The organism is Actinosynnema sp. NPDC050436 (genome assembly GCF_040655415.1).
In the GTDB taxonomy this organism is placed as follows: Bacteria; Actinomycetota; Actinomycetes; order Mycobacteriales; family Pseudonocardiaceae; genus Actinosynnema.
Map to the genome: position 1 here is coordinate 1 of NZ_JBFAJV010000020.1, position 17,534 is coordinate 17,534.

General features: G+C 73.1%; 19 protein-coding genes. 10 read left to right on the forward strand and 9 right to left on the reverse strand.

Annotation, left to right across the window (positions count from 1 at the left end; all coding sequences use genetic code 11):
* Positions 1-171 precede the first annotated feature (171 nt).
* Both AB0I60_RS33255 and AB0I60_RS33260 read right to left on the reverse strand, forming a co-directional pair.
* Entirely contained in the window at positions 172-888 is a 717-nt protein-coding gene (locus tag AB0I60_RS33255; protein WP_360737056.1) for a zf-HC2 domain-containing protein, read from the reverse strand.
* Between the two features lie 30 nt (positions 889-918).
* Positions 919-1,482, reverse strand: coding sequence for a sigma-70 family RNA polymerase sigma factor (locus AB0I60_RS33260; protein WP_360737059.1), 564 nt, complete (start codon positions 1,480-1,482; stop codon positions 919-921).
* 202 nt (positions 1,483-1,684) lie between these two features.
* On the opposite strand from AB0I60_RS33260, the gene AB0I60_RS33265 reads away from it, so the two are divergent.
* The 7 genes from AB0I60_RS33265 to AB0I60_RS33295 all read left to right on the forward strand — a co-directional run bounded on the left by AB0I60_RS33265 (position 1,685) and on the right by AB0I60_RS33295 (position 7,557).
* Positions 1,685-2,203, forward strand: a complete 519-nt coding sequence (locus AB0I60_RS33265; RefSeq protein WP_360737062.1) for a hypothetical protein — start codon at positions 1,685-1,687, stop codon at positions 2,201-2,203.
* Positions 2,204-2,214: 11 nt separating this feature from the next.
* Positions 2,215-2,964, forward strand: coding sequence for a DUF4142 domain-containing protein (locus tag AB0I60_RS33270; protein ID WP_360737064.1), 750 nt, complete (start codon positions 2,215-2,217; stop codon positions 2,962-2,964).
* A 125-nt stretch (positions 2,965-3,089) separates the two neighbouring features.
* Positions 3,090-3,929: a ferric reductase-like transmembrane domain-containing protein gene (locus AB0I60_RS33275; RefSeq protein ID WP_360737066.1), complete on the forward strand. Its 840-nt coding sequence runs from the start codon at positions 3,090-3,092 to the stop codon at positions 3,927-3,929.
* On the forward strand, positions 3,926-5,536 hold the full coding sequence (locus AB0I60_RS33280; RefSeq protein WP_360737069.1) for an FAD-dependent oxidoreductase: 1,611 nt from the start codon (positions 3,926-3,928) through the stop codon (positions 5,534-5,536). The genes AB0I60_RS33275 and AB0I60_RS33280 overlap by 4 nt, the downstream gene beginning before the upstream one ends.
* Positions 5,537-5,569: 33 nt before the next feature.
* Positions 5,570-6,823 carry a family 2 glycosyl transferase gene (locus AB0I60_RS33285; RefSeq protein ID WP_360737072.1) on the forward strand — a complete coding sequence of 418 codons (1,254 nt, stop codon included), beginning with the start codon at positions 5,570-5,572 and terminating at the stop codon, positions 6,821-6,823.
* A gap of 76 nt (positions 6,824-6,899) precedes the next feature.
* Positions 6,900-7,052: a hypothetical protein gene (locus AB0I60_RS33290; RefSeq protein ID WP_360737074.1), complete on the forward strand. Its 153-nt coding sequence runs from the start codon at positions 6,900-6,902 to the stop codon at positions 7,050-7,052.
* A gap of 52 nt (positions 7,053-7,104) precedes the next feature.
* Positions 7,105-7,557 (forward strand): YkvA family protein, encoded by a 453-nt coding sequence (locus tag AB0I60_RS33295; RefSeq protein WP_360737077.1) that lies wholly within the window; start codon positions 7,105-7,107, stop codon positions 7,555-7,557.
* Between the two features lie 48 nt (positions 7,558-7,605).
* Here AB0I60_RS33295 and AB0I60_RS33300 read toward each other — a convergent pair whose 3' ends face one another.
* Positions 7,606-7,752 (reverse strand): hypothetical protein, encoded by a 147-nt coding sequence (locus AB0I60_RS33300; protein WP_360737080.1) that lies wholly within the window; start codon positions 7,750-7,752, stop codon positions 7,606-7,608.
* Positions 7,753-7,932: 180 nt separating this feature from the next.
* Positions 7,933-8,634, reverse strand: a complete 702-nt coding sequence (locus tag AB0I60_RS33305; RefSeq protein ID WP_360737328.1) for a lysophospholipid acyltransferase family protein — start codon at positions 8,632-8,634, stop codon at positions 7,933-7,935.
* 110 nt (positions 8,635-8,744) lie between these two features.
* On the opposite strand from AB0I60_RS33305, the gene AB0I60_RS33310 reads away from it, so the two are divergent.
* The 3 genes from AB0I60_RS33310 to AB0I60_RS33320 are packed head-to-tail and all read left to right on the forward strand — an operon-like array spanning position 8,745 to position 11,858.
* Positions 8,745-9,938, forward strand: coding sequence for a SpoIIE family protein phosphatase (locus tag AB0I60_RS33310; RefSeq protein ID WP_360737082.1), 1,194 nt, complete (start codon positions 8,745-8,747; stop codon positions 9,936-9,938).
* Positions 9,938-11,428 (forward strand): ATP-binding protein, encoded by a 1,491-nt coding sequence (locus AB0I60_RS33315; RefSeq protein ID WP_360737084.1) that lies wholly within the window; start codon positions 9,938-9,940, stop codon positions 11,426-11,428. The genes AB0I60_RS33310 and AB0I60_RS33315 overlap by 1 nt, the downstream gene beginning before the upstream one ends.
* Positions 11,421-11,858, forward strand: a complete 438-nt coding sequence (locus tag AB0I60_RS33320; protein ID WP_360737086.1) for a response regulator — start codon at positions 11,421-11,423, stop codon at positions 11,856-11,858. Before AB0I60_RS33315 ends, AB0I60_RS33320 begins: the two co-directional genes overlap by 8 nt.
* A 60-nt stretch (positions 11,859-11,918) precedes the next feature.
* On the opposite strand, the gene AB0I60_RS33325 is transcribed toward AB0I60_RS33320, so the two are convergent.
* From AB0I60_RS33325 to AB0I60_RS33345, 5 genes are all read right to left on the reverse strand, one after another.
* Positions 11,919-12,191, reverse strand: coding sequence for a GNAT family N-acetyltransferase (locus AB0I60_RS33325; protein WP_360737089.1), 273 nt, complete (start codon positions 12,189-12,191; stop codon positions 11,919-11,921).
* Positions 12,192-12,281: 90 nt separating this feature from the next.
* The gene (locus AB0I60_RS33330; protein ID WP_360737091.1) at positions 12,282-14,276 is read right to left on the reverse strand and encodes a UvrD-helicase domain-containing protein; all 1,995 of its coding nucleotides are present in this window, start codon (positions 14,274-14,276) and stop codon (positions 12,282-12,284) included.
* Between the two features lie 398 nt (positions 14,277-14,674).
* A complete protein-coding gene (locus AB0I60_RS33335) occupies positions 14,675-16,003 on the reverse strand; it encodes a lysine N(6)-hydroxylase/L-ornithine N(5)-oxygenase family protein (RefSeq protein WP_360737094.1) in 1,329 nt (442 codons plus the stop codon).
* A gap of 347 nt (positions 16,004-16,350) precedes the next feature.
* Positions 16,351-16,926 (reverse strand): hypothetical protein, encoded by a 576-nt coding sequence (locus tag AB0I60_RS33340; protein ID WP_360737096.1) that lies wholly within the window; start codon positions 16,924-16,926, stop codon positions 16,351-16,353.
* A 12-nt stretch (positions 16,927-16,938) separates the two neighbouring features.
* Positions 16,939-17,505, reverse strand: coding sequence for a WHG domain-containing protein (locus tag AB0I60_RS33345; RefSeq protein ID WP_360737099.1), 567 nt, complete (start codon positions 17,503-17,505; stop codon positions 16,939-16,941).
* Positions 17,506-17,534 lie beyond the last annotated feature (29 nt).

A 17,534-nucleotide genomic window follows, 5' to 3' on the forward strand; every position in this document is an offset into this window, starting at 1 on the left:
GGGTCGTCGTGTCATCCCCGTGTGGCCCGGTCGGAGACAACCACCCTTGAGTGGGGTGTGCAAGCGAAGGGCGTGCTTGCACACCCCACTCAAGCGCGGTTCGCTGCGCGCGGGCCACACGGGGATGACACGACTTGGTGGGTGGAGTGTGGGAGGGGCGGGGGTGTGGGTTTAGTCCGTTGGTAGGCGGACCAGAGGGGTGGGGGTGTTGGGGGTTCGTACTTGGAACTCGGCGATTTCGTGCCATCTGAGGCCCACCGAGGAGTTGAGCTCTAGCGGCTCGCTGTCCGCTGTGGACGTTCCGGCCAGCCAGGAGCCCACCACCAGGGTCTCGCCCGTCTTGGCCTTCGCCACCAGTTCGCAGCGGACCGGAGTCCTGGTGCCCTTCACTTCCAAGGTTACCGATGTTCCCCAGGGTTCCGGCGTGGCGTTGAGCCTTGCCCAGACACCCGTCGTCGGGTCTGTTCTGGTGACGGTGCCGGAGCCGTCGGGGGCGTTCTTCGCCACCGCGGAAGGCCCCGGCACCGTCGGAGTTGTCGTGGTCGGGACCAGAGCGTTGTTGTCGCCCTGCGGCGACGACAAGCCGACCGTTGTCACGGCGGTCAGCACGATCAGCAGCACGGCCGCAGCGGCGGACAGGAGCAGCGTGTTGCGGCGTCGTCGGGCTCGGTCTTCGGTGACGGTGTCCAGCATCGCGCGGACCGAACGCCCGTCCGGGCGCTCCCCCGCGTTCGCGCGCAGCATCCCGTTCGCGTCGGCTTCGTCCAAGAGGTCTGGCAGTACGGCGAAATCGCGCAGGTCCAACGCGCAGCGACGGCACTGGGCGAGGTGGTTCTCGAAGGCGTCCACCTCGTCCTCGTCGAGGATCCCGAGGACGTACGCCGCCACGTCGACGTGGTCCGGCCGCGATGTCACCTGTCAGCCCCGATCCTGCAGTGCCCGCCGCAGGGCGCGGAGTGCGTAGTACACCCTGGACTTCACCGTGCCCGGCGGCACCCCGAGCACCGCCGCGGCTTCCCCGACCGTCCGGTCCCGCAAGTACGTTTCGAGAATAGCCTCCCGGTGCTCCTCCGTCAGTCCGTTCATCGCCTCGGCGACCACTATCGCCGCCAGGGTGCGGTCCGCTTCGTCCCGCACCGGGGCCTCATCGGACGGGGTCAACTCCGACTCCTGCGGTCGGACGCTGCGCTTGCGCCGGTCGTCGATGACCAGGCGGCGGGCGACGGTGAACAGCCAGGAGCGCAGCAGGACGGGGTCCCGCTCCAGCTTCTCGGCGTTGCGCCACGCCCGCACCAGCGTCTCCTGCACGATGTCCTCTGCCCACTGCCGGTCACTGCCCGTCAGCCGCATGGCATGTCCCAGCAGCGCACTGCCGAACTCCTGGTAGAGCCTGCGGATCAGCTCGTCTTCCAGGCTGAGTTCCGGCCACGCGTGATCTCTCGGGGGTTGAGTGCTGCGTCTGTGCCGCGCCACGCCGTGCATCCAAGCGCGCGAACGGGTGAGAAGTCGAGGGTTTCGGAGCAGAAAAAGTCCCCGTTTTGTTTGTGAACCGTCACCGCATCGTGTCCGTACTTCCCGGTATCCGCCTGTTCGGCCGGACCGCGACCCTCCCATCGCTGGTCCCTTCGGCGGATCCCGCCAGCGGTAGAAAGGACCAACGATGCGTGGTCGACGTTCCCGGAGTGTGTTGTTCGCCAGCCCGTCCGTGGTGGCGTTGGTACTGGTCAGCGCGTGTGGCGCGGTGACCGGCGGCGACGCGGGCGGTGCCGGTGGGGCCGACCCCGGTACGACGGCTGTGCGGCAGCAGCCGGAATTCGGCAGGGAGCCGCACCAGATGCTGTCGGCGACCGAGTCGGAGCAGGTCGGCTGGTTTGTCGCCGACGCGGGCGGCTACGCGCTCTACCGCTACGACAAGGACACCGCGAAACCGCCCACGTCCAATTGTGACGGCGACTGCGCCGAGTCCTGGCCGCCGGTGCTGGTCGGCGAGCACACCATGACCTCCGGTGTCGATCCGACGGTGGTCGGCTCGGTGGACCGGGCCGACGGCACGAAGCAGGTCACGCTCGCGGGCTGGCCCCTCTACCGGCACACCGGCGACAAGAAGGCCGGTGACCTGACCGGGCAGGGCAAGGGCGGCACGTGGTTCGCGGTCACGCCGGAGGGCAAGAAGGCCCAGGCGGACGCGGGCGGCGGCAACTGAGGGCCTCCGCCGTGGCAGGCAGGCGTTTCGGGCGCTTCTGCGCGTCGGTGCTGGCGCTCGCGGTGGTGTTCTGGCCGACGTTCGCGGGTACCGCGCGCGGTGACGACCCGCCGGCGTCCGGGCCCGTGGAGCAGACGCCGCTCGGGCCGATCACCGCGCTGGACAAGGAACTCCTGGTCAAGGTCCGGCTCGCGGGCCTGTGGGAGATGCCCATGGGCGAGGAGGCGACCACCAGGGCTTCCAGCCGGCGCGTGCAGGAGGTCGGCGCGCAGCTCATGAGCGACCACGCGTTCCTGGACGAGCGGGTGGTGCGGTTGGCGGGCCGGATGGGCGTGCCGCTGCCCGACTCCCCCAACGCCGACCAGCAGTCGTGGATGGCCGAGATGCGGTCGCGGACCGGCGCGGCGTTCGACGACTCGTTCGCCAACCGGCTCCGGGCCGCGCACGGCGCGATCTTCCCCGTGGTGTCCACGGTCCGCGCGAACACCCGCAACGAGGCGATCCGGCAGTTCGCCCAGGTGTGCAACCAGGTCGTGCTCAAGCACATGACCCTGTTGGAGAGCACCAACGCAGTGACCGACGCGGGACTGTCCAAACCGGTCGCCGCCGGCGCGGTGGACGCCCCACCGGTGCGGACCGCGTCACAAGTGTCCGGTTCGGACGGACCGTCCGCCCTGATCGTCCTCCTCCTGTGCCTGGCGGGCGCGGTGGTGACCCTCGTGGTCCTGCGCCTGTTGCGGCCCAAGGCGAACGTCAAGTGAAAGGAGGTTGCCGGTAGGCGTTCCGGTCGCCCGGCGTGGCCGTGACCACTCCTGCACGGCCCGCCGGGCGGGCACCCTTCCCCTCACACCTGCGAGTTCTCCCCCGCCATCTCGGAGGTCCCACCGTGCTCTCCCAGGTCCCGCTGCTGGTCGCGCAGGCGACCGGCGGCGACCACGACGCCGGGGTGCGCCACGTGGCGCAGATCTCGGCACGCCTGGCCTACGCATTCATGTGCGCCACCCTGTGCTGGGGCGTCCTGATCGCCACCGGCTGGGCGAACAAGGTCACCGGCCGGCAGGGGCTGCGCAACAGCCACATGGTGCTGGCGACGCTGGCCCTGGCCTTCGGCTGCCTGCACGCCTTCGCGTTCACCCTGCTCACCCTCTCCCCGTTCGCGCTCTCCCAGATCTCCGTGCCGCTGTTCAACGGCGGCCTGTTCCGGCACGCGCTGGGCATCGTGGGCCTGGAACTCATGCTGGTCGTCGCGTTCACCTCGGGGCTGCGCAAGAAGGTCTACTACCGCAAGTGGCTCCGGCTGCACCAGGCCGCGTACGCGGCGGTGGCGCTGACCGTGGTGCACTCGTGGTTCGGCGCGGTCGCCAACGGCACCTTGGCCACGTTGTGGCTGGCGGGCCTGACGATCCTCGTGCCCACCGCGACGATCGCCCTGGCCCGCTTCCTGCCGCCGCACGTCCTGGTGCGGCTGGGCATGTTGGAGCCCGAACCGGGCTTCGAGCCCGAGCCGGACGGCGCGGGCGGCAGCGCGCTGGACATCAGCGTGGACAACGAGCGCTGCCACCGCTACGGCATCTGCCAGGCCGAGGCGCCCGGTCTGTTCCAGCTCGTCGACGACGAGCGGCTGCGCTACGAGCGCCGGCCGCCACCCGAGCTGTTCGCCAAGGCGCGGGCCGCCGCGCGCGCGTGCCCGATGCGCGCGATCGAGCTGCGGGAGCGTGTGCGGTGAGGAGCGAGGAACGGGTGGTCGTCGCGGGCGGCGGCCTGGCCGGCCTGCGGGCCGGGGAGCGGTTGCGCGAGCTGGGGTTCCGGGGCGAGATCGTCATCGTCAGCGCGGAGCGGCACCTGCCCTACCACCGGCCCGCGCTGTCCAAGGAGGCCGTCAACGGCGAGCTGCACGCGTCGGACCTGCGGCTGACCATCAGCCGCGAGCTCAACGCCATCTGGCGGCTGGGCACGGCCGCGACGCACCTGGAGCCGGACCGGCGGGTGGTCGGCCTGCCCGGCGGCGAGGAGCTCGGCTACGACGGGCTGGTGATCGCCACCGGCGTAGAGCCCCGGCACCTGCAGGGCGCCCCGCGCCAGGACCAGCGCATCCACGTGCTGCGCACGGTGGACGACGCCATCGCCATCAAACAGGCGATCAACTCCACGCAGGGGCTGGTGGTGGTGATCGGCGGCGGCCTGATCGGCTGCGAGATGGCGGCGTCGGTGAAGTCGATGGGTCGGGACGTGGCGATCGTCAGCCGGTCCTCGACGCTGCTGGGCAGCGCGGTCGGCAAGAACATCGCCGACACCGTCACCGAGGCGCACCGGGCGCGGGGCGTGCGGATGGCGATGGGCGTCAAGATCCGGCACTGGATGCCGCAGGCGGGCGGGGTGGCGATCCACCTCTCGGACGGGCAGGTGTTCTTCGCGGCGGTCGTGGTGATCGCGGTCGGGGCGTCGCCGTCGGTGGCCTGGCTGCGCGGTTCCGGGCTGGTGCTGGAGGACGGGGTGCTGTGCGAGCCCACGTGCCACGTGGTCGGCGGCACCGACGTCGTGGCGGCGGGTGACGTGGCGCAGTGGCCCAACCTGCGCTTCGGGGGACGACCGCGCCGGGTCGAGCACTGGCTCAACGCGGTGGAGATGGGGCGGGCGGCGGCGGAGAACCTGTTGGCGGGCCGGGAGGCCGCGCGGCCGTTCACCCCCGTCCCGAGGTTCTGGACCGAGCAGTACGGGATGCGCATCCAGGGTTCCGGGCTGCCGTCGATGGGCAAGGACACGACGACCCTGGCCGGGTCGCGCAAGGACCACCGGACGATCACCGGCTTCGTGGACGACGGCCGGCTGGTGGGGATGGTCGGGCTGGACGCGCCGACCGCGATGATCAAGCTGTCGACGGAGCTGTGGCGGCAGAACCGGGTCGCGGGACCGGATCGGCAGCGGCCCCAGCACCTCGCCCCACCACACCGGTTGCCGGAGAGGAATGGGGAGAGGGGTGGAGAGAGGAGTGCTGGAGTGGGGGACGTGGGAGCGGGGAACGTGGAGGTGGGGGCTGGGGTTGTAGAGGTCGGGAGTGCGGGTGGGGGTGTGAGGGCGTTGCCGGCGGCAGATCGGGTCGACGGGCCGTCCGGGCGGTTCGAGGTGCCCCGGGCGCAGGCGGTGGCGCAGTTCGAGGAGTACCGGGTGCGGTTCGAAGCCCGGGCGCGGGCCGAGCAGGAGCGGCACGGGGTGCCTCGGCAGCAGCAGGAGTCCCAGCCGCTGCCCGTCCCGCCCGCGCACGGCCCGGTCGTGCGCACGCGGGCGCACCCCCGCCCGCCGGTCCGGAGCGGACCCCGCGCGCGACCCCGGTGAGCCGGTTCGCGGAGGTCGTGTTTCGGTAGCACCGTGCACGAAGAATTCGGCCCCGGAGCGGGTCGCGGTCCGGTCACCGTCGTCGGCATCCCCGCCCGGGACGAGGCGCGCACGGTCGGCGCGGTGGCCTCGGCCGCCGACGAGGGGCTGCACCGCGCGTTCCCGCACGGGACGAACGTGGTCGTGCTCGCCGAGAACGGCAGCACGGACGGGACTGCCGCGCGGTTCGCCGGGACGCCGCTGCGGGCGCGCAAGGTGGTCGTCTCCTCCCCCGGCGAGGGGACCGGCAAGGGCACGAACGTGTTCGCCGTCATGGACCGGGCCCGCGCGCTGGCCGCCGACCGGGTGCTGCTGCTGGACGCGGACGTGCGGTCGGCCGAACCCGGCTGGGTGGGGCGGCTGGCGGACGCGGTGGCGGGTGCCGAGCCGGTGCTCGCGGTGCCCTCGTACCGGCGCGACCGGTACGAGGCGAACACCACGAACCACCTGGCCAGCCCGCTGCTGGCGGCGGTGTACGGGGTGCACGTGCAGCAGCCGATCGGGGGCGAGTTCGCGTTCAACCGGGCGCTGCTGGAGCGGTCGCTCGGGTGGCCGCGCCCGGAGAGCGCCTCGCTGTACGGCATCGACGTGTGGTTGACCGCGAACGCGCTGCGCGAGGGCATCCGGGTGGTGGAGGTGCCGTTGGGGCGCAAGCTGCACAACTCGCCGTTCCCGAAGATCCTGCGGCTGCCGCAGCAGGTGCTGGACTCGCTGTTCCACGTCGTGCTGCGCACCGACCGGCTGCGCCCGGCCGGGCCCGGACGACCGGGGGCACGGGCGGCGGTGGACGGCACGGCGGTGCGGCAGGACCCGGAGGTCGTGTCCCGGGTGACCGCGTCGGTCGCGCGCTACCTGGCGGCGCACCGGGACGGGGTGGCGCGGGTGTTCCCCTCCGCGCGCGGGCTGCGGCCCGCGCCGTGGGGGCTGCGGGTGACCACGGACGAGTGGCCGGCCCTCCTGTCCGACGCGCTCGCCGCCGTGGCCGGTGGCCTGTTCGAACCCGCCCGCGACCACCTGGTGGCCCTGTACGTGAACCGGGTGCTGACCTTCTGGGAGGAGATCGACGGGCTGACCGGCGGCGAGGTGGACCGGCTGCTGGACCGGCAGGCGGCGGCGACCGCGCGGGCGGTGCGGGACCGGGGCGTGCCGCTGGGCGGGGCGGGCGGGCCGGAGCGGTTCGACGTGCGGCACTGGGCGGGGTTCACCGGCGAGCCCGCGCCGCGCCCGGCCCGCGAGCCCGCCCGGTAACGCCGCGCCGGCCCGGAGCGCTGTTCAGGGCATGAGATCGCGCGGCAGCCGACGTCCGGTCCGGTCGGGACCGTTGGTGGCCCTGGCCGTCGTCTTCCTGGCGGTGGCGGTGTGGAACGGGGTGCTGTCGGCGTCCGAGCCGGCGGTGTGGCGGGGTGCGACGGCGGCCGGGTGCGCGGTGGCCTCGGCCGGGCTCTGGTACGCGGCGGTGGTCGAGCGCCGGCGGTGACCGGCCGCCCGGCGCACCGACCGGAGCGGCCCGGAGTCGATACCATGGGCCGGTGGTCTTCCTCGGCATCATGCTCGCCGCGCTCGGGGTGTCGACCCTGGTCTGGCGCGACGCGGACCTGGTCGGCCTGCCGCCGGTCGCGGTCGGCGTCGCGCTGCTGCTGCTGGGCGCGGGTTCGATCGCGCTGGGCGTCACCCGGCGCAAGCGCCGGCGGGTCGCGCGCGGCGAGCCCGAACCGGTCGGCTCGGTCGTCGACCGCGCCAAGGCGCTGCCCCGGCTGCTGCGGGCGCGCAAGGCGTACGGCCTGCCGACGACCCGGCTGGCCCAGTGGGGCTTCGCGCTGGTCTACCTGGTCTCGCCGATCGACGTCCTGCCCGAGTTCCTGCCGCTGATCGGCGTCACCGACGACGCGGGCGTGGCGGTGTGGCTGCTGACCAGCCTGTCCACCGCCGCCGGCCAGTACCTGAGCTGGGAGCGGTCGAAACAGCAGGACCGCCGACCCTAGCGCGGCCCGCACGTTCACCCCGGTCGACGCGGCGAACACGCCCACCGGTCACCACCCGGCCTGCTTGAGCGCGCCCACCCGGAACTCCAGGCCGATGCCGACGAACGCCAGGACCGGGAACCACGTGCGCAGGTCGTTGACCACGCCGAGGGCCGCGTCCCGGAGTGGTCCCCGGGTCTGCTCCGGGGCGGTCATCACGGCACCGGTCCCGGCGGGATCATGCCCGTGAGGGCCGGCGCGAACGAGGCCAGGCCGACGATCACCGCCCACAAGTCCTCGCCGAGACCCCTGCGCGCAGGTCGATCGCCCATCGCCCACGCTCCACGATGCGGGACAGCGGAGAGTCCCGAACGCCGGCGAGGGCAACGGGACCCGTCACCGCCTCCCAGGATGTGGGAGTTCGCGGACACCGACCAGCAGGGTGGTGATGGCGGCCATGATCCGCCCGGTCGCCTCGTCGAGCACCTGCTTGGTCGGCTCCAGCCCGTAGAGGTCCGACAGGTCGACCGGCGCACCGGCCACCACGTGCACCTTCGTCCACGGCCGGGGCAGGTAGGAGCCGGGCGGCAGCAGCCGCCGGGTGCCCCACTGGGCCACCGGCACGACCGGCGTGCGGGACGCCAGCGCCAGCCGCGCCACGCCGTTCTTGCCGCGCATCGGCCAGCCGTCCGGGTCGCTGGTGAACGTGCCCTCCGGGTAGACGATCACGCACTGGCCGTCATCCAGCGAGTCGCGCGCGACGTCCACCGCCCGGCCGGCGCGGGCCGTGCCCCGGTCGACCGGGATGTGCCGCCCGCCCGACATCACCCACCCGAGCACGGGCACCCGCCACAGGCTCGCCTTCGCCAGGTAGCGCGGCACCCGCCCGGACGCCAGCGTGAACGCGGTCAGCGTCACCGGGTCGGCGAACGACAGGTGGTTGGACGCGAGCAGCACCTTCCCCTCACCGGGGATGTTGCGCCCGCCCGCCATCCGCAGCCGCACGAACACCACGACCAACGGCCACAGCAGGTCGATGGCCACCGAGTACCAGAACCCCCTGCCGCGCCTGGGCAACCGCGCGGTCAACGCCACCATCCGCGTGAAACTCACACCGGGATCTTCGCCCACCCGCACCGGGTGGTTCCCGCGACCCACCGAACCGGTGCGGACCGGCCGTGATCACCGTTCGGCTAGGGTCCCTTCCCGTGACCGGGTCCAACGGAACGCGTGCGGCGGACGGCCGCATCACCGTGCTGCTCGTCGAAGACGACGAGGGCGACGCGGTGCTGGTCGAAGCGCTGCTGGAAGAGGTCGGCGCGGACGTCGACCTGCGCCGGGTGCGCACGCTGCGCGAGGCGGTGCCCCTGGTGCCCCGCGCGGACTGCGTGCTGCTGGACCTCGGCCTGCCCGACACCACGGGGCTGGACGGGCTCAACCGGCTGCTCGCGCTGTCCTCGCCGGCCGCGATCATCGTGCTCACCGGCCTGGACGACGAGCGGCAGGGCGAGCGCTCGGTCGCCGCCGGCGCGGAGGACTTCCTGGTCAAGGGCCAGGTGGACGGCTCGGCGCTGCTGCGCGGCATCCGCTACGCGGTCGGCCGCAAGCACGCCGAGGAGACCCACCGTCAGCTCCGCGACGAGCAGCTGCTCGCCTCGGAGAAGACCCGGCTGGAACGCGGCCTGCTGCCCTCGCCGATCCTGGAGCGCGGCCAGGGCCTGGGCCTGGAGTTCCGCTACCAGCCCGGCGGCAGCCGGATGCTGCTCGGCGGCGACTTCTTCGACGTCGTGCGCACCCCCGACGGCACGTTGCAGGCCATCGTCGGCGACGTGTGCGGGCACGGCCCGGACGAGGCCGCGCTGGGCGTCTTCCTGCGCATCGCGTGGCGGGCGCTGGTGCTGGCCGACCAGGAGCCGTCGCGGGTGCTGCGCACGCTGCACGAGATCCTGGAGCACGAGCGCCACCAGCCCGGCCTGTTCACCACGGCGTGCATGGTCACCGTGTCGCCCGACCGCCGCTGGGCGCGGATCTACCTGGCCGGGCACCCGGAGCCGATGCTGCTGGTCGGCGACCGCGTGGTGGAGCTGCCCCGGGACCGCGCGGGCCTGCCGCTGGGCGTGCTGCCGGACAGCACGTGGAGCGGCCTGGACGTGCCGCTGCCGCCCGGCTGGTCGCTGCTGCTCTACACCGACGGGCTGGTGGAGGGCCGGGTGACCGGCGACACCGAGCGCCTCGGCTCCGAACGGCTGATCGAGCTGATCGGCCGGGTGACCAGGACCAGACCGGACTGGCGCAGCCACCCCGAGGGTTTGCTCGACGAGCTGATCTCGCGGGTGAAGGAACTCAACGGCGGGGAGCTGGACGACGACATGGCCGTGCTGCTGATCTCGGACGAGGGCTGATGGACTACCGCACCCGGTGGCCGGCGAGCAGGCTGCTGATCGCGTCCGTGACGATCCTGATCATCGTCTGCGCCGGCGCGATCGGCGGCGTGGCGGTGGCGCTGAACAGCCTCACCAACGCCCGCACGCTGCTGCTGGACCAGGTCGGCCCGGCGCGGCGGCACGCGCTGGAGCTCGACGCCGCCCTGATCGACCAGGAGAACGGGGTGCGCGGGTTCGCGCTCACCGCGCGCGAGGAGTTCCTCGACCCCTACCAGGACGGGCTGCGGGCCGAGCAGGACGCGCTGCGCAACGCCCGCGACGCGATCGCCTCGGTGCGGCCCGACCTGGCGCAGCGGGTGGACTCGATCAAGGAGCTGGCGGTCGGCTGGCGGGCCGGGTACGCCGACGTGGTGATCACGGCCGTCCGGTCGGCGGGCCGCCCGCTGGCCGACCAGGCCGACACCGCGCGCGGCAAGGAGCTGTTCGACGCCGTGCGCCGGGAGGTCGGCGACCTCCAGCGGGTGCTCAACGACGAGTCCGCCGCCGCGCGCTCCGGCCTGGACGGCGTCGCCGACCAGGTGCTCTACCTGGTGATCGCGCTGGGCGTGCTGCTCGTGGTGATCATCGCCGGGGTGGCCGCGGTGCTGCACCGCATCCTGATCAAGCCGCTGACCGGCCTGGCCGCGCAGGTCCGGCAGGTGTCGTCGGGTGACTTCGAGCACGCCGTGCAGATCGTCGGGCCGCGCGAGACCGTGATGCTGGGCCAGGACGTGGACGCGATGCGGGCCCGCATCCTCAACGACGTCGAGGAGCTGCGCCGGTCGAACTCGGAGCTGGAGCAGTTCGCCTACGTGGCCTCGCACGACCTCCAGGAGCCGCTGCGCAAGGTGGCGAGCTTCTGCCAGCTCCTGGAGCGCCGCTACTCCGGCCAGCTCGACGAGCGGGGCGAGCAGTACCTGCGGTTCGCCGTGGACGGCGCGAAGCGGATGCAGGTGCTGATCAACGACCTGCTGGCGTTCTCCCGGGTCGGGCGGATGACCCGCGAGCACGTGGCGGTCGACCTCAACGAGACGGTCGCCCAAGTGCTGGACAGCTACTCCGACGTGATCGAGCGGACCGGGGCGACGGTGGTCACGCCGGACCTGCCGACCGTGCGCGGCGAGGCGTCGCTGCTGGGCGGGGTGTTCGGCAACCTGATCGGCAACGCGCTGAAGTTCCACGGCGAGGGGCCGCCGGAGGTGCGGGTCGAGGTGGAGCGGACCGGTGAACTCTGGACGTTCACCGTCCGCGACGACGGCATCGGGATCGAACCCGAGTACGCTGAGCGGATCTTCGTCATCTTCCAGCGCCTGCACCACAAGGACGACTACCCGGGCACCGGCATCGGCCTGGCCATGTGCCGGAAGATCATCGAGTACCACGGCGGCACCATCTGGTTGGACACAGGTCACGACGCCGGCACCACCTTCAAGTTCACCCTGCCGGTAGCAGAGGACACCCATGAATGACTCGCTGAACGTGGTCGACGTCCTGCTCGTCGAGGACGACCCCGGCGACGCCCTGATGACCCAGGAGGCGTTCGAGCACCACAAGATCCGCAACCAGCTCCACGTGGTGCGCGACGGCGTCGAGGCGCTGGAGTTCCTGCGGCGCGAGGGCGAGCACGCGGACGCGCCCCGGCCGGGGTTGATCCTGCTGGACCTGAACCTGCCGAAGATGGACGGGCGGGAGGTGCTGGCGGAGGTGAAGGCCGACGCGGCGCTGCGGTCGATCCCGGTGGTGGTGCTGACCACCTCGGAGGCGGAGGAGGACATCCTGCGCAGCTACAACCTGCACGCCAACGCCTACGTCACCAAGCCGGTGGACTTCGACCGGTTCATCGAGGTCGTGCGGCAGATCGACGACTTCTTCGTGACCGTGGTGAAGCTGCCCCGCTAGCCGTCCTGCGCGAGGCGGGCCACGGCGGGCCCGGCCGGCCGGGCCCGCCTCGCGGCCGGGTCAGGCCCCGGGGTGCTCGAGTTCGGGGTGCTTGTCGAGGTAGCCCGCCACGAACGGGCACTGCGGCACCACGGCGAGGCCGCGCTCGCGGGCGTCCAGCAGGGCGTGCTCGACCAGCCTGCCGCCCAGGCCCCTGCCCTCCACGGCCACCTCGGTGTGGGTGAACGTGATGCGGCCGGGCTCCAGCTCGTAGTCGGCGAACCCGGCTCGCTCGCCGTCGAGGAAGATCTCGAAGCGCGATGCGGCGGCGTTGTCGGACACGGTGACGTCCACGTCGGTCCCCTCGGTCGTGCGGTGGCCCTCGCCGGGTGCAACGCCCGGCGGGCGGCGGGGCATTCCGCCGCCCGCCGGGCCGGGGACGGGTCAGGTCCTCCGCCGCACCACGACCAGCCGCCGGGTGGCCCTGGTCAGCGCCACGTACCGCTCCGCCGCCGTCATCCGCTCGGGCTCGACCACCACGACGGTGTCGAACTCCAGCCCCTTGGCCGCGCGCGGGGTGACCGGCCCGTCGACCGAGATCACCGCGCTCGTCCCGGGCCCGGTGACCAGCCGCGACACCACGGCCAGGTCGTCCACGGCCAGCTCGACCGGCGGTTCGCCGCGCCGCACCGAGGTGGGCAGCTCGGCACGGGGGTCGACCTCCGCCAGCGCCGGCGCGGCGTAGCGCATGATCGCCGCAGGCGTCCGGTAGTTGACCGTCAGCCTCCGGTGCACCCACCTGGCGCCCACGTACGGCGCGAGCAGCGCGTCCCAGGACCGCGCGCCCGCCTCGGCCTGCCGCTGGGCCAGGTCGCCGACCACGGTCATCGACCGGTTGGGGCTGCGCCGCATCAGCACCCGCCAGTCCATCTCGGACAGCTCCTGCGCCTCGTCCACCACGACGTGCCCGTAGGTCCACTCCCGGTCGGCCCCGGCGCGCTCGGCGACCGTCCGGTGGTCGCGCGCCTCGTGCCGGTCGGCCAGCCACTCGGCGTCGACCAGGTCGACCGCCCGCAGCTCGTCCTCGTGCCCGGCCGCGTCGGTGTCGATCACCTCCAGCACGCCCCGGGCGTACTCGACCTCGGCCGCCCGCCGCCGCGCGGCGGCCCGCCGGGCCTCGTCGGACGTGCCCAGCAGCTCGGCGGCCTCGTCCAGCAGCGGGACGTCGGAGACCGTCCACGCCCGGCCGTCCTCCCGGTGCAGCTCGGGGTAGCCCAGCGCGAAGCACCGGCCCTCGTAGAGGTCGGCCAGCAGGTCGCACGCCGTCAGCGGCGGCCACAGGGCGTCCACGACCGCGTCCAGGTCGGCGCTGCCGGCCAGCTCGCGCCGGACGTCCACGGCCAGTTCGGGCCAGTTCCGGCCGATCAGGGTCAGCGCGGGCACGACCAGGGCGTCGGCCAGGGCGTCCCGGAACACCTGGCGGGCCTCGTTGTGCCGCAGCCCGGTGGCGCGCGCCCGCTCGCGGGCCACGGCGGCGACCGGGGCGTCCACGAGCACGGTCACGTCCTCCAGCTCGACCGGCACCGGCTCGTCGGGCAGCTCCTGCCGGTCCGCGAGCGCCTCGCGCACCAGCCCGACCGCCGACAGCCCGCCCTTGAGGCCCTGCAACTCCGGGAGGTCCTCGCGGGTGGTGCGCACGCCGGGGAACAGCTCGCCGGGCGACGCGAACACCACGTCGGTCTCCCCGAGCGAGGGCAGCACGTCGCCGACGTAGCGCAGGAACCCGGGGTTGGGCCCGACGACGAGCACGCCCTGCCGGGACAGCCGCTCGCGCTGCGTGTACAGCAGGTAGGCGACGCGGTGCAGGGCCACGGCGGTCTTCCCGGTGCCCGGCCCGCCCTCGATGACCAGGACGCCCCGGTGGTCGAGCCGGATCACCTCGTCCTGCTCGGCCTGGATGGTCGCCACGATGTCGCGCATGGTGTCCGTCCGGGGCGCGTTCAGCGCTTCCAGCAGGGTGGTCCCGTCGAGCTGGAGCTCGTCGTCGTGGAAGCTCTCCAGCCGCCGTCCCCGGGTGCGGTAGTGCCTCCGCCTGGTGATCCCCTCCGGGTGCGCCCCGGTGGCCGTGTAGAACGGGCGGGCGATCGGCGCGCGCCAGTCGGTGAGCAGCGGCCGGTAGTCGTCGGCGGGGTCGAGCAGACCGACCCGGCCGATGTAGGTGCGGGTGCCGTCGGCGTGGTCGGTGCGCCCGAAGCACAGGCTCCGGTCGGCCACGGACAGGCGGCTGACCTGCTCGGACAGCGTGCGCACCGCCACTTCCCGGTGCCAGCGCTGCTCGTGCGGGTCGAGCAGCGCCGCCGCCAGCTCGGCCTTCGCCGCCGCGCGCTCCAGGTCCAGCCGGCGGTAGAGCGACGCAATCCGCTCCTGTTCCGAATTCAATTCCCCTGTTACCACGCTTGCCCCCTGTGATACACTGGGTCATACCATTTCCACCCTTTCACGGGTGAAGTAACCCTTATTTGTACCACGGCAATGCCGGCGGGCGCGATCTATTCCGCGAATTCCCTTTTTCGGCAATCGGCGAACGGGCGGCTCGGCCCCGGCGGGCGGTCAGCGGGTCGGTGGTGCCGTCAGCGGACGGGTCGGCCGGGATGCGTTGCCCCCGCAGCGGCACGACCAGCGGGGTGTCGGTCTCCGGGTCCGCGATCACCCGGCAGGGCTCTCCGGGCGTCGATCGCCGTCGTGGCCAGGAGCCCGGAGCGGGCAGGACCGGAACCGAGGCACGGTCGCACATCCGTCCACTGTGGACCAAATCGACCGCGCCCGGGGTCGGGAGGTCAGGCGGTGTGCAGCGCACTCACGGCGTACGCGGGCTGCACCGGGACCGCCGGTTCACGGCGGTCGAGGACGGACTGGAGGATCTCCCCCACCCGCACGGAGGTGTTGGACAGCAGGGACGACGAGATGCCGTGCGTGTGCTCGGTGCCGCCCTGGAGGTAGATGCCGCCCCGGATGCCGTCGTCGGTCTCCAGGCGGTAGTCGCGCAGCACCCGGAGCCGGTCGTGCTCGTCGCGCCGGCAGCGGCCGGCCAGCGTGCCCAGCAGGCCGGTCGGGTCGGCCTCGCGGTAGCCGGTGGCGTAGACGACGACGTCCGCGTCGAGCGTGGCGCGGCGGCCGTCGGACAGCGACTCGACGGTGACCCGCACGCCGCCCGGGTGCTCCTCCAGGCCGGCGACCTGCGACAGGTTGAGCAGCCGCAGCCTTTGCGCGCCAACGACCTTCTCCCGGTAGACCCGCCGGTAGAGGTCGGCGATCAGGTCGTGGTCGACCACCGCGTAGTTGGTGTTGGCGTGGTAGTCCATCAGCCGCCGCTTGACGTCCTCGGGCGCGGTGTAGAAGTCGTCCACGGCGGCCGGGTCGAAGATCCGGTTGGCGAACGAGCTGTCGTCGGCCGGGCTGTAGCCGTAGCGGGCGAACACCGCGCACACCTCGGCGTCGCGGAACCTCTCGTGCAGGAACGCGGTCACCTCCGCGCCGCTCTGCCCCGCGCCGACCACGACCAGCCGGCGCGGGTCCTCCAGCTGCTCGACCCGGCGCAGGAAGTCGCGGTTGTGCCAGATCCGCTCGGACTGGACCACGCCCTCGGGCAGCCGGGCCCGCAACCCGGTCGCCACCACGAGGTTGCGCGCGCGGCGGACCTCGACCTCGCCGGACGGCGTGCGCGAGGTGACGTCGAAGTGGGTGACCGGGCCGCCGTCGGCCACCGGCTCGACCGACACCACGTCGTGGTCGTAGGACACCAGGTCGTCCACCTTGCCGGCGGCCCACTCGAAGTAGTCGTGGAACTCCACCCGCAGCGGGAACAGGTTCTTGTGGTTGACGAAGTCCACCAGGCGGCCCCGGCCGTGCAGGTAGTTCAGGAAGCTGAACGAGCTGCTCGGGTTGCGCAGGGTGACCAGGTCCTTGAGGAAGGACACCTGCATGGTGGCGTCCTCGATCAGCATCCCCCGGTGCCAGCCGAACCGGGGCTGGCGCTCCAGGAAGTGGGCCGTGACCACGTCTTCGGGCCGCGCGGCGGCGTTGTGCTCGGTGACGGCGATGGCGAGCGCCAGGTTCGACGGACCGAAGCCGACGCCGAGGACGTCGAAGACAGGTGGCTGTGGCATGACTGTCCCATCGGTGCGACAACAGGGAATGATCGAACTTCGGTTACCCTAACCTAAGTTCTGCACGCGTGGGAGTGATCCGGACCTCTCCGATGGTTAGGGTAGCCTCACCTGCCGGGCGGCGGAAGGCGGTCGCCGGGTGAAACCGGCCCCGGCGACGCGGGCGGGCAGTCCGGTCACTCCGGGGTTCCGCAGTCGATCCGCAGCAGGAGTCGACGGCGCGCACGGGGTCGCCACTCCCCCGACCGCCGAGCGGAGACCACTCGAACGGCGCAACAGCGGCGAACGGTCACCCCTCGCAGCCCCGGTGCGCCGTCTCGGGAGGTCCTTTGTGGACGTTCGAGGGGTCAGCGCGCGAGGTGCCGGTGCGGGCCGCCGTTGCGGCTCAGCGGAATCCCCGTGCGGACGACCAGCTCCCGCGCCGCCGCGCCGATCCGCGTCCCGGACAGCTCGCGCCCGGTGGCGTCGCGCAGGGCGGCGGGCCGGGTCGCCGCGCGCAGGGCCCGCCACACCTCGGCCACCTGCTCGCCGAGCAGCCGGTGCAGCTCGGGGCCCACGTCCGGTTCGGACCAGCGCACGGCCAGCCTCCCGCACCCGAACACGCCGCCGCGCACGTGCGAGCGCAGCAACTGGACGATGGCCGCGCCGCGCAGTCCGGGGTCGGTGACGACCCCGCCGGCCACCTCGACGCCGTCCGGCGCGGCGGCACCGGCGGGCAGCGGCAGGAACACCTGGACACCCCCGCAGTCGAACGCCTCCGCGACGGTGGCGTGCAGGTGCACCCGGTGCAGCCCCACCGGGCCGGGTTGGCTGCACAGCCACCCGGTGGGCAGGGCGTTACCGATCCGCTGCCCGAGGAGGGCCTCGTCCTCGGGCAGCAGCCACAGGTCCGTCGTCCTGGTGCGGGAACCGGGGTGGGGCACCCGTGGAGTGTGTCAGGCGGGCCAGTTCGCCAGCACGGCGTCCAGCGCGTCCAGCGCCCGCGACCACGAGACGTCCGCGCCGCGCGGGTGGTGCGAGAACCCGCCGGCGGCCTCCAGCGAGGTGTAGCCGTGCAGCGCGCTGTGCAGCAGCCGCACCGCGTCGGTCTGGTCCGGTTCGGACAGCCGGTAGCCGCGCAGGATCGCCCGGGTCAGGTCGGAGTGCCGCCGGGCCGCGCCCGCCCCGGCCGCCTCCGGGTCCAGCGGGTACTGGGCGGCGGCGTACCGGCCCGGGTATTGCCTGGCGTAGTCGCGGTAGGCGTTGGCGAACGCCACCAGCGCGTCCTTGCCCGCCCGGCCGGCCAGCGCCTCGGCCGCGCGGTCGGCCATCTCGGCCAGCGCCAGCCCGGCCACCCGCGAGCGCAGCTCGTGGGCGCTGCGGATGTGCGAGTACAGGCTCGCGTCCTTGACGCCGAAGCGGCGGGCCAGCGCCGACACGGTGACGCCCGCGAAGCCGGACTCGTCGGCCAGCTCCACCGCCGCCCTGGTCAGGCGGTCGGCGGTGATCCCCGCGCGAGCCATCCCGCTCCCCTCCGCCTAGGTGGGTTATC